Annotated in this window: 15 protein-coding genes and 1 pseudogene; 8 read left to right on the top strand and 8 right to left on the bottom strand. The window is 38.3% G+C overall.

Going from position 1 to position 13,601, the window contains the following annotated elements; translation table 11 throughout:
- The first annotated feature begins 420 nt into the window (after nucleotides 1-420).
- The 6 genes and pseudogenes from FJR09_RS02790 to FJR09_RS24535 all read left to right on the top strand — a co-directional run.
- Nucleotides 421-1,323 (top strand): acyl-CoA desaturase, encoded by a 903-nt coding sequence (locus FJR09_RS02790; protein ID WP_015078295.1) that lies wholly within the window; start codon nucleotides 421-423, stop codon nucleotides 1,321-1,323.
- Between the two features lie 96 nt (nucleotides 1,324-1,419).
- Nucleotides 1,420-2,133: a PspA/IM30 family protein gene (locus tag FJR09_RS02785; protein ID WP_015078296.1), complete on the top strand. Its 714-nt coding sequence runs from the start codon at nucleotides 1,420-1,422 to the stop codon at nucleotides 2,131-2,133.
- A gap of 10 nt (nucleotides 2,134-2,143) precedes the next feature.
- Entirely contained in the window at nucleotides 2,144-3,043 is a 900-nt protein-coding gene (locus tag FJR09_RS02780) for a phosphate ABC transporter substrate-binding protein (RefSeq protein WP_168652963.1), read from the top strand.
- Nucleotides 3,044-3,144: 101 nt separating this feature from the next.
- Complete coding sequence (locus FJR09_RS02775) at nucleotides 3,145-3,783, top strand: 1-acyl-sn-glycerol-3-phosphate acyltransferase (protein WP_168634226.1); 639 nt, start codon at nucleotides 3,145-3,147, stop codon at nucleotides 3,781-3,783.
- 249 nt (nucleotides 3,784-4,032) lie between these two features.
- Complete coding sequence (locus FJR09_RS02770) at nucleotides 4,033-4,986, top strand: DNA cytosine methyltransferase (RefSeq protein WP_168652964.1); 954 nt, start codon at nucleotides 4,033-4,035, stop codon at nucleotides 4,984-4,986.
- 36 nt (nucleotides 4,987-5,022) lie between these two features.
- Nucleotides 5,023-5,145: pseudogene (locus FJR09_RS24535) on the top strand (1-acyl-sn-glycerol-3-phosphate acyltransferase); the annotation flags it as partial.
- 107 nt (nucleotides 5,146-5,252) lie between these two features.
- On the opposite strand, the gene FJR09_RS02760 reads toward FJR09_RS24535, so the two are convergent.
- The gene (locus FJR09_RS02760; protein ID WP_148279009.1) at nucleotides 5,253-5,453 is read right to left on the bottom strand and encodes a hypothetical protein; all 201 of its coding nucleotides are present in this window, start codon (nucleotides 5,451-5,453) and stop codon (nucleotides 5,253-5,255) included.
- Between the two features lie 197 nt (nucleotides 5,454-5,650).
- Here FJR09_RS02760 and FJR09_RS02755 point away from each other — a divergent pair, with 197 nt between their 5' ends.
- Entirely contained in the window at nucleotides 5,651-5,947 is a 297-nt protein-coding gene (locus FJR09_RS02755; protein ID WP_015078300.1) for a DUF2288 domain-containing protein, read from the top strand.
- A gap of 50 nt (nucleotides 5,948-5,997) precedes the next feature.
- Here the strand turns inward: FJR09_RS02755 and mnmE are convergent, their stop codons facing one another.
- Nucleotides 5,998-7,392, bottom strand: a complete 1,395-nt coding sequence (gene mnmE, locus FJR09_RS02750) for a tRNA uridine-5-carboxymethylaminomethyl(34) synthesis GTPase MnmE (protein ID WP_168651184.1) — start codon at nucleotides 7,390-7,392, stop codon at nucleotides 5,998-6,000.
- Between the two features lie 133 nt (nucleotides 7,393-7,525).
- Between mnmE and FJR09_RS02745 the strand changes: the two genes are divergently transcribed.
- A complete protein-coding gene (locus tag FJR09_RS02745) occupies nucleotides 7,526-7,726 on the top strand; it encodes a hypothetical protein (protein ID WP_015078302.1) in 201 nt (66 codons plus the stop codon).
- A gap of 204 nt (nucleotides 7,727-7,930) precedes the next feature.
- Here the strand turns inward: FJR09_RS02745 and FJR09_RS02740 are convergent, their stop codons facing one another.
- From FJR09_RS02740 to FJR09_RS02715, 6 genes are all read right to left on the bottom strand, one after another.
- Nucleotides 7,931-8,371, bottom strand: a complete 441-nt coding sequence (locus FJR09_RS02740) for an anti-sigma regulatory factor (RefSeq protein ID WP_168651183.1) — start codon at nucleotides 8,369-8,371, stop codon at nucleotides 7,931-7,933.
- A gap of 3 nt (nucleotides 8,372-8,374) precedes the next feature.
- Entirely contained in the window at nucleotides 8,375-10,027 is a 1,653-nt protein-coding gene (locus tag FJR09_RS02735; protein WP_168652965.1) for a SpoIIE family protein phosphatase, read from the bottom strand.
- Nucleotides 10,028-10,081: 54 nt separating this feature from the next.
- Complete coding sequence (locus FJR09_RS02730; RefSeq protein WP_168652966.1) at nucleotides 10,082-10,762, bottom strand: response regulator transcription factor; 681 nt, start codon at nucleotides 10,760-10,762, stop codon at nucleotides 10,082-10,084.
- 99 nt (nucleotides 10,763-10,861) lie between these two features.
- Nucleotides 10,862-11,977, bottom strand: a complete 1,116-nt coding sequence (locus tag FJR09_RS02725) for an LptF/LptG family permease (RefSeq protein ID WP_041457537.1) — start codon at nucleotides 11,975-11,977, stop codon at nucleotides 10,862-10,864.
- A gap of 105 nt (nucleotides 11,978-12,082) precedes the next feature.
- Complete coding sequence (lptB, locus tag FJR09_RS02720) at nucleotides 12,083-12,811, bottom strand: LPS export ABC transporter ATP-binding protein (RefSeq protein ID WP_168652967.1); 729 nt, start codon at nucleotides 12,809-12,811, stop codon at nucleotides 12,083-12,085.
- Between the two features lie 27 nt (nucleotides 12,812-12,838).
- Entirely contained in the window at nucleotides 12,839-13,333 is a 495-nt protein-coding gene (locus FJR09_RS02715) for an LptA/OstA family protein (protein WP_168634641.1), read from the bottom strand.
- Nucleotides 13,334-13,601: the final 268 nt, after the last annotated feature.

Genomic DNA, 13,601 nt, shown 5'->3' with positions numbered 1-13,601 from the left:
TGCCACACAGTTCTAAAAATGGTGGTTTGGGAGATTGGTTTCCAAATTCACCCCCTGATTTTCCATAGAAATGCAAGGATTTTGAGGCTCTCAATGCCATAGCCTTGCACTTTTTTGTTCTCAAAATCCGCGAAACCCTTATTGAGAAGTGGTTCTAGCTTTACTCAGCAAGCCATCATTAATTTGTCAGGATAAAAGTACAGCACTTCCCGGTGTTATGAGCTACAAGAACCCCACTCCCAACCCCTCCCCGCCAGCGATGAGGGGGCTAAGATGTACCTCATAAGAGCGGAAACCGCTGTAACATAACCCCAAAAAATCAACCTTACACTTCCTTGAAGTTTCTAAAAAACTGGCTTAATAAATCTGCAAACAAAACTCAAAATATTTCATGAATATAATTCAAAAAAACACCGATATATGAAAAAATATCCTAGACTTTTAGCTTTTGGTTACATGGTGGGACCATTTTTAATAATAGTAACCCACTTAGGATCATTCCTTCCCTTATTCACCGGACTCTCATGGAGGAGTATTCTTTGGGCAGTTGCCCTATATGTTATTAGAATGATGAGTATTACAGCCATCTACCATCGGCTGATTATTCATAAATCTTATCAGGCACCGATGATCATCAAATGGATTGGTAGCATTATTGCCTGTTCTTCAGGACAAATGGGTCCTAACTGGTGGAAGGGTCATCATATTCAGGGACATCACAATAACTCTGATAAACCAGACGATAGCCACTCCCCCCATGCACCATTTACAGGTTTTAAAGGCTTCCTATGGTCGCAATGTGGATGGTTGTTATCTCGAAACTTTTTTCCGCCTAGTCTTCCTGCTGATTTGGAAGCAGATTGGGTACTTAAAACCATAGACCGGTTACACTTTATTCCCCTCATTCTTTTAGGGGTAATTTCTTTCTGGATAGGTGGACTGGAGTTTCTTGGTGCTTTCTTCTTGAGTACAATGATACTTTTCCATTGCGTTGCCTTTGTCAACTCTCTTTCTCATATATTTGGAGAAAAACCGTTTGTCAGCAATGACTACAGCCGGAATAACTGGTTTGTGGCACTACTTACCTTTGGTGAAGGGTGGCATAATATGCACCACGCATTTCAGTGGTCAGCCCGTCATGGTTTCTCTGTCAAGGAAGGTAAAGTTATCTACTTGATAGATCCCACTTATGAGTTTATTCGGCTTCTGGAAAGACTACACTTAAGTTCTCATCTGAAACTACCCTCTGAAGTAGAACTTCTAGAAGCGGCATACAGCGTCAGTACAGAGCCAGAAATGATGGTTGGTATAGTTAAAAAATAAATTTGTACACCAAGAAATTGCTTAAATGCTAATTTTTCGGCTATTTTTAAGGTACAAATATTACCATAACCATCCTTATTGCAATAACTTTCAGTTATGAAAAAAGCTGTCTATTGGATAATGGGCGAAAGGGCAGGGCGAACCATAGTTGGGACTTGGAACTGGTTATGGGGAATGCCTGTAGAGTCTGGTGGTAAAGTGGCTGTAGCAGTTGCTGAAGAATCCCTTCAGTCAATGCAAGAAGCCGTTCAGAAACTAGCGGGAGCAGTTGCGGCTCAAGAGGGCGCATATAAGACTGCTAAACGCAAATATGAGGCAAAAATTACAGAATCCAAAACTCTAGAGCAACAAGCTATGATTGCTCAACGTAGTGGTAATGAAGAAGCTGCGCGAATGGCCATGAGTAAGGCAATTCAAACAGAGCAAATTTTGCCCAAACTGGAGGAAATGGTTAAACAAGCAGAAACTGCGGTCAAAGCTTCTAAAGATAAACTTAACCGTGAGCGCATGAAGTTAGAAAGCTACAAAGCCGATATGCAGAATATGAAGGATATGTCAGAGGTAAATGAAGCTCTGGCTATGATTGCTAAAGTTAATAATGAATTTGATATTGGCTCGGCTAAAAGTGATTTTGAAAAGGCTAAGGGGGCTGTAGAGCGTCGAAATTTACAGACGGAGGCTTTGGTGGAATTATCGGAAAATCCTACCGAAAAACTCCAGGCTGAGATTGAAACTATGACATTAGATGACGAAGTTGCTCGTCGTTTGCACAGATTACAAGATTCCCAATCTAAACAATTACCAGAATAATTAGGAATTTATGAGTCAGAGAAGCGGTCCACCTCCTATTGTGTTTATTTTGCTATTTTTAGGGTTTTTGGGTGGTGGTTACTGGTGGTTTTTTATGCGTAATCCTGCCCCAAATCCGACAGCTACGCAGCCAGAAAGTAATTCTCCTGCTGGTGCGACCTCTGGGGCTTTTCCGTTACCAAAGACAGTGGCTAGTGGTACGACTGTCAAAATAGACGGTTCTACGAGTATGGTGACAATTAACCAAAATCTCAAAAATGGCTTTGAGAAACAGTTTCCCGGTACAAAAGTAGATGCTGTAGCGAATGGGACAGATAAGGGAATTCAGGATCTTTTAGCTGGTAAAGTTGAGATTGCGGCGGCTTCTAGACCATTGACAGTACAGGAGCAAAGTCAGGGATTAAAGGATGTTACTGTAACACAAGATGCGATCGCTCTGATAGTCGGTAAAGCCAATCCTTTCAACCGAGGATTAACCAGCAGTCAAGTTGCAGATATATTTCAGGGAAAAATTAATAATTGGTCAGCCGTAGGTGGTTCAGCCGCAACTATCCGCGTCATTAATCGTCCAGCAATTAGTGGCACACATCAAACTTTTAAAGAATTAGTCTTAAAAGGAGCTAATTTTGGGACTACACCCAATATTACGACCTTACCCCAAGATGCCACAACTCCCTTAGTTCAAGCTTTGAAAAAAGATGGTATCGGCTATGCGACTTTTGCTCAAGTTGCTAATCAGCAAACCGTGCGAGTCGTGGCTATTGAAGGCTTGACTCCAGAAGCGGCTAGTTATCCTTTCAAACGTTCACTGTATTATGTCTATAAAGACCCTGCTAGTGCTGGAGTTCAAGCATTTCTAGGTTATGCTACTTCACCTCAAGGACAACAGGCTTTAACGGTAGGAAACTGATGTAGGCAAAATCAGCAGTTAGATTTGGGAGTTAGAGGTTAAAATAAGTTCTGACTCCTGAATTCTGACTTTTGGATTCTATTTTATTTATATTATCTTCTGTGACTAGAACTCGTGAACCCTTAATTAGTTTAGCACTGTATCACGCCTTTAAGTGGTCGGTAATTAGCCCTTTGCTGCACACATACTTTCGCGGCAAGATTTATGGTGCGGAAAATGTCCCCCAATCTGGAGCGGTCATAGTAGTTAGTAATCATGCTAGTTACTTCGACCCCCCGATAGTTTCTACTTCTGTGCGTCGTCCAGTTGCTTATATGGCTAAAGAAGAATTATTTAAAGTTCCTGTTTTATCACAAGCCATTAAATTATACGGTGCGTATCCTGTAAGTCGCGGTAGTGCTGACCGCAATGCTATCCGTTCCGCTTTAGAATATTTAGATAATGGTTGGGCTGTGGGTGTGTTTTTAGAAGGTACACGCACGCCAGATGGTCGCATTCATGACCCCAAAAGAGGTGCAGCCCTCCTCGCAGCCAAGGCCAAAGCTCCTTTTTTACCTGTGTGTTTATGGGGAAGTGAGAAGATTTTACAACCTGGTTCTTCTGTACCTCATTCAGTCCCTTTGACTTTGAGAATTGGCAAGTTAATTGATGCTCCTAGTTCTACTAAGAAGGAGGAATTGGAAAGGGTTACTCAAATGTGTGCGAACGCAATTAATGCCATGCACGATTTGGGTAGGTAAGAATTTATTATAGGGCAGGCAGGATGCCTACCCCATAAGGGTTTTCAGTATACATAATAAATGCGTTATTATCTAAGTATATTATCAAAAACATTCTAATGCAATTAGACATTCTGCACCAAATTGAGATGAAGCTGCATAGAATAAGATTTAAAAGATAATCAAACGCAGATAAACGCGGATAAACGCGGATAATTTTTATTCTGTGCAGCCTTACATAAAATTGGTATTACACGAATAAATATACAAATGAAATCCTCTTCCTTAAAAGTCATAGATGTATTTTCCGGTTGTGGTGGATTATCACTAGGATTTCAGAATAGTGGATTTGAAATTGTTGCTGCTTTTGAAAACTGGAAATCTGCCATAAATGTTTATCAGCAAAACTTTCATCATCCGATTTTTGAATATGATTTGAGTCAGGTAAATAATAATTATTCAATATTTAAACAATTTTTACCTGATGTAATTATTGGTGGTCCACCATGTCAAGATTTTTCTAGTGCTGGTAAGCGTAATGAAGATTTAGGGAGAGGAGATTTAAGTATTACATTTGCTGAAATAGTAGCTAATGTCTCTAGTCAATGGTTTGTTTTAGAAAATGTAGAATTGTTTAGAAAATCCCACAAATATCAAGAGTTTAAGCAAATTCTTAAATCTGCTGGTTATGGTTTAACAGAAAAAGTATTAGATGCTAGTTTATGCGGTGTACCACAGAAAAGAAAGAGATTCTTCTGTATAGGAGAACTTGGTGGTCAAGATGATGATCTCAAGACTTATCTAGAAGCTAATTTATCTAAAAAACCGACAACTATTAGAGATTATTTAGGGAATAGTTTAGGGATTGAATATTATTATCGTCATCCTAGAAGTTATCAAAGAAGGGCTATTTTTAGTATTGATGAACCAAGTCCGACTATTAGAGGTGTGAATAGACCAATACCTAAAACTTATCAACAACACCCCGGAGATGTTGCACCATTAACACCAGATTTGCGTCCATTAACTACTCGTGAAAGAAGTTATCTTCAAACTTTCCCTGATAATTTTATTTTTGCAGGTTCAAAAACAGATTTAGAACAGATGATTGGTAATGCTGTACCCGTTAAATTAGCAGAATATGTTGCTAAATGTCTGCTAATGTATATTGAAGATTATAATAAATACCACATATCTAATGTTATGATGCCACTGACTGTTTAAATAAAATTCATGACTTCTAAAAAATTGGTTTCTGAACCTTTAACTCTGAGAATTGGGAAGTTAATTGATGCTCCCATTTCTACTAAGAAAGAGGAATTGGAAAGGGTTACTCAAAGGTGTGCGAACGCAATTAATGAAATGCACGATTTCGGAGGGTAAAATTTTTTATATGGCAGACAAGACTTGTACTGAGCCTGCGATGCCCTGAGCCTGTCGAAGGGTCGAAGTATGCCTACCCCATAAGGGTTTTCATCAATATTTGCAGGTTATTCTCTGAGGTCGGACTCAGGTAAATGACAGATTAGCTCGCACTCCAGTACCCATTGAGAAGTGCAACGAGGATAACTGTTTGGATCACAAGACCACACTAGTTTATGGTGACAGTTTTCACCTTCCTCATCGTTGGGATTAGTTTTATTATTGTCAGGATTGTCTCCTGTGGGAGTGTTGTTATTAGTTGTGTCCATATTTTAAGCTCCCTTTAACTTTTTTTTAATTTATTCTTAACTATTTTATATACCAACTTACGGGCAAAAAGTAAATTACTACCGTAGATTTTGTAATATTTATTTACATAGTTTCGCATCTTATAGGTATATCCCTGCACTAACTAGGGCTTGCTGATCAGGTAAAATGAAACTAATAATCAATAAAGTGGGGAATTATGTCGGAATTACGGGAAAAATTACAGCAAAATCTCGATGAAGCAGAATGGGAGTGGTTAATTCCCCATGTCCAAAAAGATGCGGTGATTTTGGTAGCGGAGAATTTAGACTTATTAGATGTGGGAGAAGCGATCGCTAGTGATAATATTCTTTCAGTGCAACATTGGATAGATGAACAATTATTAGCCAAACCGACAATAGATCAAGTGGGAGAATGGAATCTCAACCGTGAAAAGCGATTTAATGCTCTGATTGTTGAACCTTATGTGATCATCAAAGAAATCATCACGGTCTAAAATACTGCAATTTTGAGATATTATTAGGGGACTGCAAACAATAAATGATCTTATTTACCAATACAGAAGCGGCTGAAAATCCGATCTAAAACTGATTCTGTAACTTCTTCTCCGGTTATTTCTCCTAATGCTTGAATTGCTCCTCTTAAATCAATTGTCCAAAAATCTAAGGGTAATTTATCGGTGATTGTCATTTGCACTTGTGCTAAGTCAATCTTGGCTTTTGTTAAAGCTGCTGCTTGTCTTTGATTAATTGCTAAATCCAGATCAGCGGCTTGAACTTTTCCCTGTTGAACTATTTCTAAAATCGCTGTTTCTAAATTATCAATTCCTTGATTTATCGCTGCGGCTGTGACAATTTTGGATTTTGGATTTTGGATTTTGGATTGAAGATTTTCTTGTTCTGCTGATGAAATCAGGTCAATTTTATTAATGACTAAAATTACCGGACGGTGTTTTACTTGTTGATAGATTTCTTGATCTGCTGATGTCCAACCGGAGGCCGCATCAATGGTAAATAATACCAAATCAGCATCATTAGCGGCACGATGCGATCGCTCTACACCGATTTTTTCTACCTGATCTACTGTTTCCCGAATCCCCGCTGTATCTAATACCTGGACGGGGATTCCTCCCACAACCAATTGAGATTCTACCACGTCGCGGGTTGTTCCTGGTAAGTCGGTGACAATGGCGCGATCGCTCTGACTCCAAGCATTTAATAAACTCGATTTTCCCACGTTTGGTCGCCCCACTATCGCCACTTTTAGACCAGTTCGCAGTAATTCACCCTTGTCTTTTGTGGCTAATAATTTACTAATTTCCGCCGTCACTTGCTCAATATCTGCAATAATTCTTTGCTGATCTAAAGGTGGTAAATCTTCCTCAAAATCAATTCTGGCTTCAATTTCTGCCAAAATATCTAAACAATTAGCCCGTAATTTGCGGATAGGTTGGGCTAATTTACCTTGTAATCCAGCCAAAGCCGTTTGAGCAGCTTGAGGTGATTTTGCTCCCACTAAATCTGCTATACTTTCCGCTTGGGTTAAGTCTAATCTGCCATTTAAAAATGCTCTTAATGTAAATTCTCCCGGTTGAGCTAATCTTGCGCCATTTTCCAAGCATAATTGCAATACTTGTTGCACCGCCATAATTCCCCCGTGACAATGGAATTCTACCACATCTTCACGGGTAAAAGACCGAGGGGCTTTCATTATTAATAATAAAGCTTCATCAACAATTTGCTTAGTTTGGGGTTGACGAATATAACCATAAATGATGCGATGACTTGACCAAACTTGTCGCCCTGGGGCGTAAAATAGAGTGTGCGCGATCGCCATTGCCTGATCACCAGAAACCCGCACAATACCTACACTACCTTGCTGAGGGACAACAGCAGTAGCGATCGCCGCAATAGTTCCAGTATTAGCTAATAATTCCGACATGAGCCGTTTTTCTACAAATTTAGAAGTAGGAGGAAAGCGCAATCTTAAACCCCTACAGTACACTAGTTTAAGAAACAAATTAGGTAAAATTTATTTGCCAAGTGAAAACACCCAAATTAGAGAGGAATTAATTGTGGAGCAAAAAATTAACTGTGCTGAAGCCTGTGTTAACGGTTGCGTTTTAGGTGATAAATGTCCCAATATCGAGTTTAGAGAATCAACTTCAAAGTTTATTGAAGAAACTTCTTTAGACAAAATGCTAGAAATAGCTGAAGAAAGATTGCGGAAAAAAATCACAGAACCACCAACATGGGTATTTCCAGAAGATTCTTAATGAGATGAAATTTGGACAGGCAATATTCCCATTTCACCATCATTTTATTTAAATATGGTGTGTAAATTAGAGAATTTCCTGGTATTAGCAAATAATTTTCTGCAACTTATTTTGAATTGATTTCTTTACTTTACCTAGTGAAAACTTGGTAGAGCAAGTCATATCTTTGATTAAACAATCTCAGTGTATTTAGACCTGAGATTGTCAATCTCTTAAAACATCAGGCAATAGTTCTGTGAGAGTCGTTTCTAGCTTCAGACAATTAGCACCATTTACCTGTAATTTATACTCTACCTTATCCATCAACCGATTCATAATTAACCAACCATAACCACCTTCTTGTCTGTCAAGGGGGTTGGGTGGAAAATAAGTAGACAGATCAAAACCTTCACCATGATCCCATATCTCTATTGATAGATCTCGGTCTTTCAGTTCTAAACGCAGTAAAATTGGTAAATTTAGCTTTTCTTTATGAGCATGACGAACAGCATTAGAGTATGCTTCTATCAAAACTAATCGTAACAGACTTGATTGTTTTGTCCAATCAACAGATTCCCCTAGATGCAATTGTAAACATCCCAATAACCAGTTTTCTACAATATTGATAAAACTCAGGTCACTAGGAACATGAAGTTCACTTTTCATAACCTATAAAATCTCCAAACAGAGTATAGTTTGATCATCTTCTTGGAGATCATTGTTGGCTTGAATAACAGCTAATAAATTATCCAGATTAAGTGATTGAGTTTGTTTTTTAATCAGTTGCCACAAACCTGCTTGATTGAGCATAGAACGATTAGTTGTTTGGGGATTGTCTAAATTTTCCCATACAGTTGCTTCCGTGATTCCATCACTAGCCAGCAGTAATGTATCTCCGGGAGCAAGAATCAAACGGCCAGATTCTCCTTGCCATTTAGGTAATATTCCCAAGGGAATACTCCGAACTTTCAGATAATGGGGAGAATCATTAAAAATTGTTTTTTGTGACCACATAAAAGGATAAATATGCCCAGAATTAGCATAGACAAGTTCTCTTGTGCTTGGGTGATAACGGGCTAAAACCATCGTGATAAAATAATTACTGCTGATTAAGTCATCACTCAGAGCATAATTCAGATTCTGCATCATCACATTTGGCTCTACAGGTACTTCTTGAGATAGTTCCCGACGCAGCAGAGAAATCGTACTAGCCATAAACAAAGCCGCTGGCACGCCCTTACCAGAAACATCACCAACTGCTAACCACAAATCACCATTAGCATGGACAAATACCTCAAAAAAATCACCCCCAACCTCTTTTGCTGGATAGCAACAAGCTTGGATTTTTACACCTGTGATTTCCGGTAAGGTTTGCCGTAATATATTATGTTGAATTTGGCGAGCTACTTCCAACTCCAGGTGAATTTGTTGTTGTTTTTCTTGCAGACTTTGATAGAGTTTGGCTTGGGAAATTGCTAAAGCAGCTTGTTCGGACACATCTGTAATTAGTTGAATATCTTCTTGATGCCAAATCTGATCGCTTCCTAACTTACAAATAGCAACAATAGCTAGTAAATGTTGTTGATAAATGAGGGGAATAACCAAGTATTGATAAGGGATATCTTTATAAAAATTTTCTGTTATTTGATAATGTTGGGTTTGGAAAACTTCAGCAATTAACTCACTAGGTTCTGGAAGTAAATTACAGATTTCAGATTGAGGATTTTGATAGCAAAATGGCTGTTGTATTAATAAATCATCTTCTACTGGTTTGAGTAAACAATTATGAGCCGCAAATGTCTCTCCCATCGTGGCAACAACTTTTTGCAGCATATTGTTATAGTCTAAAGATTCTCTAATTGCCTTTGTCATAGCATTAAATAAAGATTCCCGTCGCAATGCCCGAGATAATTCTGCTACCCGTTTTTTAACTAAGCGATATGTGTCACTAGCTTGCTTAACTAATAATTGAAGTTGGTTGGGATTCCAAGGTTTAGTAATGTACTTAAATACGCGACCAGAGTTAATTGCATCTACTAAATCTTCCACATCAGTAAAACCAGTTAGCAAAATCCGAATTGTATCAGGAAAACGCTCAACCGTCAAACTTAATAATTCACTACCGTTGATGTCGGGCATTTTCTGGTCAGAGATAATCACAGCCATTTCACCTTCTTTTTCTAAGATAGCCAAGGCTTCACTGGCATTATTAGCTCTATAGACTTTAAAATCTTTCCAAAATGTGCGATAGAGTAAATCTAAGTTATCTAACTCATCATCTACCACCATGAGCTTGAGCTTATCTAACTTTTTATCAGTCATAATTTGACTCAACTTTCCACATCTTTGAATGGCAAGATGTCCTTAATTTAATAATTATGTAACTAAGCCAGAACGCAGAGCAATTACTGCTGCTTCTGTACGATCATTAGCACATAATTTATTCATAATATTGCTAATGTGTGTTTTCACAGTTCCAGTTACAATATAAAGTCTCTTGGCGATATCATCATTACTACAACCTTTGGTAATCAATTTTAACACTTCTAATTCTCTGTCTGAGAGAATACTAGAGTTAACAGGTGGTTTATTATCATTGGATTGGACAAAATCTGTCTTCTGCTGTGCCTTTTCTAAAATAATCCGAGCAATCATCGGATCAATCCAAGGATTACCATCAGCAGTTACCCGTATAGCTTCGAGTAAATTATCAAACCGGATATCTTTCATACAGTAGGAATCTGCACCAGCGCTAAAGGCTGCAAGTACAGATGCTTTATTATCAGATGACGTTAGAATTAATACCTTTGTATTTGATAATTGACGATGATTAGCGATCGCTTTAATTTCCTTGGTTAATTCAATCCCATCTTGATCTGGTAAACCTATATCCACAATTGCCACATCTGGCTGTAGCTTCTTTAACATTATTAGACCATGACGGGCATTACCAGCTTCTCCAACTACTTCAATTTCGTTTTTTTGTTGTAATGCTTTGCAAATAGAGAAGCGAGTGAGGTAATGATCTTCAATAACGACAATGCGAATTTTACTCATATCGAAATGCTGCTAGATATTAAATAATATATAGCCTTTTGTTGCTGAAATTATGACTAAAAAAACTTAATATCTAGATAACTGACTTATAAATTTACATTATCTCTGGGCTACTCGGATTAATAAAAATAAACCCGTTACTAATCCAAATAAATTGGGCAACCAAGCACCAATTATGGGAGAAAGTATACCAGCCTGTGCTAAAGCTCCAGAAACAGATAATAGTAAATAATAACTGAAAATCACAATCACACTAATACCAAAACTTGTCCCGCGTCCAGTGCGTTGAGGGATGCTACCCATAACTGAGCCAACTAAACCAAAAATAACGCAAACAAAGGGAAAGGCGATTTTTTGTTGAATTCGCACTCGGAGCTTGCGAATTTTCTGATCATTACCACCCAAACGTTCTATTTCTAGTTGTTCTAGGGCTTGAGAAATATTCATTTCGCCATAGTCTCGGCTATTTTCGGCTAAGGTTAAAGGAGTGCGCGGGAGTTGTAATTGCTGATGTTCAAAGCGTAAAATATTCCGATAAGATCGATCAGTTGCTACCAAATAGATAGTCCCATTGTAAAAATCCCAAACTTGTTTTTGACCGTTCCATTTAGCTGATTCGGAAACAACAATTTGATCAACTCCGCCGCGAGAACGATCTATAATTGTTAAACCTTTCATTTGCTTACCATCAAATTGGTCAGCATAAAATAAGCGAGAAAGTATTTTATTTTTACTACCATCTGCTTCTTTAAATTCTCGATATTCAGGATAGTAAATATTTTGTTGTTTAAAGGAAGGTTGGTCTGACTTGAGGGCTTGTGCTAGGGTAATAGTAGCCTTATAATTTGCCGCAGGGGCAATTTGCTCATTAAATATATAAGTCATGATCGTGACGGCAAAACTTAACACTACAGCCGTAAAAACCATCCGATAAACACTAACTCCACACCCACGTAAAGCAATTAATTCACTTTCGCTAGACAGGCGACTATAGGTCATTAAAGTAGCTAACAAAGTGGACATGGGAAAGGAGTAAACCATGACATAAGGTAGCTTTAATAAGAAAATCTCTAAAGCAATATTCAGCGGTAGCCCAGATTCTACAACTTTTCGTAATAATTCAAATAAACTATCAATTGCTAAAACTACAGAAGTAAATGCACCGACACCAAATAAAAATGGTGAAATTAATTGCATCGCCAAGTAGCGATCCATGATGGAAAATGAAAATAGGGAAATGAAATTAGAGAAGGGTTTAAACTGTTTATATATCATAATTTATGTTTCGCGCAAAGACGGGAAGGAGCAAAGGCGCAAAGTTTAAACTGCGAAATTATCACCTAAATAATATTGTCGTACTAAGGGGTTATTGTAGAGTTCATCAGCATTACCAAAAGCGAGAATTTGTCCTTCGCGCATGATGTAAGCCCGATCTGTAATGGCCAGGGTTTCGCGGACATTATGATCTGTAATTAAAATGCCCATACCGCGATCGCGTAATTGGCTGACAATCTCCTGAATTTCAGATACAGCAATGGGATCAACTCCAGCAAAAGGTTCATCTAAAAACAGAAATTTCGGTCCCTCTCTACCTGCGGCTAAAGCTCTTGCTAATTCTGTGCGTCGTCGTTCCCCACCAGAAAGTTGAATACCTTTGCTAAGAGCTACCTTTTCTAAGCGAAATTCCTGCAATAAAGTATGTAGTCGTTGTCTCCATTCCCTCCTGGGAACTTGAGTTTGCTCAAATACTAGGAGAATATTATCTTGCACTGAAAGATGACGAAATACACTTGGTTCTTGAGCTAAATAACCAATACCCAATCTAGCCCTTTTGTGCATAGGAAAATTAGTAATATCAAAATTATCTAACCAAACTTTGCCATGATTGGGTTTTTCTAAACCTGTAGCAATATAAAATGTTGTCGTTTTCCCAGCCCCATTGGGACCTAGTAAACCGACAATTTCACCCTGGCTAACGGAAAGATTCACGCGATTCACAATTAATCGTTTACCGTAAGATTTGTGAATATTCTCTAAAACAATTTTCACTATGAGGTTTTATCTAGGTTGTAGATACTAATTAGAACGTTTTAGGGCTGGAGTTTTTGGTGCCGGTTTAGTAGTTTGTCTACTGGGATTGGCATCCTCCACCATATATGTAGATTCTACCTGACGATTAGATTGGGGTAAGGCGATAAATTTACCTTCATCAATTAAATAAGTGACTTTTTCCGCGCGAATACTATTGCTACCTTGTTGCAAAATGTAAACATTCCCACTGAAATCAATCCGTTTTTCTTTACTAAAATATTGAGCTTGAGCAGATGTGGCTTGAATTTGACGAGCCGGATACACCATTTGCACATTACCACGGGCAGTAATTACTTGGGTTTTCGCGTCATATTCTTGAGTATCAGAGCGGATAGTCAGGGGACGATTCCCCCCAGATTGGGCTGTAGCTGGTGGCAATTGGGTAGGCAATCCTGCTACACCTAAAAGGGAAATTGGCAGTACCAAGGCTAATCCTAAGCGGCGGATCTGTGATTTTAGCAATTGATAAGGAGGTATCATAGTAATTAGGGAACGGGGAACGGGGAACAGGGAGATAAAAATCAAATATGAGTCCTATAGCAAAAATGGACGGTTTTTTAAACTTTAAGTTTCGCTTCCAGAACCTTTGCTCACAACTGGCAAAAATTTGTTAATTGTTACCGAATTATCAAGTCTGACACACTTACAAAAAATTAAGCAAATAAATCCCATAAATCATAGTTTAGACAATGATCAAGTTGGAAACACCCACCAAAAATTAAGCAAATAAATCCCATAAATCATCAAA

The organism is Dolichospermum sp. UHCC 0406 (assembly GCF_009712025.1).
In the GTDB taxonomy this organism is placed as follows: Bacteria; Cyanobacteriota; Cyanobacteriia; order Cyanobacteriales; family Nostocaceae; genus Dolichospermum; species Dolichospermum lemmermannii.
Note: the sequence above shows the minus strand (reverse complement) of the source record. Positions and strands in the feature narration are given on the sequence as shown.

Bases quoted from the DNA above. Each gene is read 5' to 3' on its own strand.
- FJR09_RS02790 (WP_015078295.1), top strand. From the start codon at position 421: ATGAAAAAATATCCTAGACTTTTAGCTTTTGGTTACATGGTGGGACCA.
- FJR09_RS02785 (WP_015078296.1), top strand. From the start codon at position 1,420: ATGAAAAAAGCTGTCTATTGGATAATGGGCGAAAGGGCAGGGCGAACC.
- FJR09_RS02780 (WP_168652963.1), top strand. From the start codon at position 2,144: ATGAGTCAGAGAAGCGGTCCACCTCCTATTGTGTTTATTTTGCTATTT.
- FJR09_RS02770 (WP_168652964.1), top strand. From the start codon at position 4,033: ATGAAATCCTCTTCCTTAAAAGTCATAGATGTATTTTCCGGTTGTGGT.
- FJR09_RS02760 (WP_148279009.1), bottom strand. From the start codon at position 5,453: ATGGACACAACTAATAACAACACTCCCACAGGAGACAATCCTGACAAT.
- FJR09_RS02755 (WP_015078300.1), top strand. From the start codon at position 5,651: ATGTCGGAATTACGGGAAAAATTACAGCAAAATCTCGATGAAGCAGAA.
- mnmE (WP_168651184.1), bottom strand. From the start codon at position 7,392: ATGTCGGAATTATTAGCTAATACTGGAACTATTGCGGCGATCGCTACT.
- FJR09_RS02740 (WP_168651183.1), bottom strand. From the start codon at position 8,371: ATGAAAAGTGAACTTCATGTTCCTAGTGACCTGAGTTTTATCAATATT.
- FJR09_RS02735 (WP_168652965.1), bottom strand. From the start codon at position 10,027: ATGACTGATAAAAAGTTAGATAAGCTCAAGCTCATGGTGGTAGATGAT.
- FJR09_RS02730 (WP_168652966.1), bottom strand. From the start codon at position 10,762: ATGAGTAAAATTCGCATTGTCGTTATTGAAGATCATTACCTCACTCGC.
- FJR09_RS02725 (WP_041457537.1), bottom strand. From the start codon at position 11,977: ATGGATCGCTACTTGGCGATGCAATTAATTTCACCATTTTTATTTGGT.
- FJR09_RS02715 (WP_168634641.1), bottom strand. From the start codon at position 13,333: ATGATACCTCCTTATCAATTGCTAAAATCACAGATCCGCCGCTTAGGA.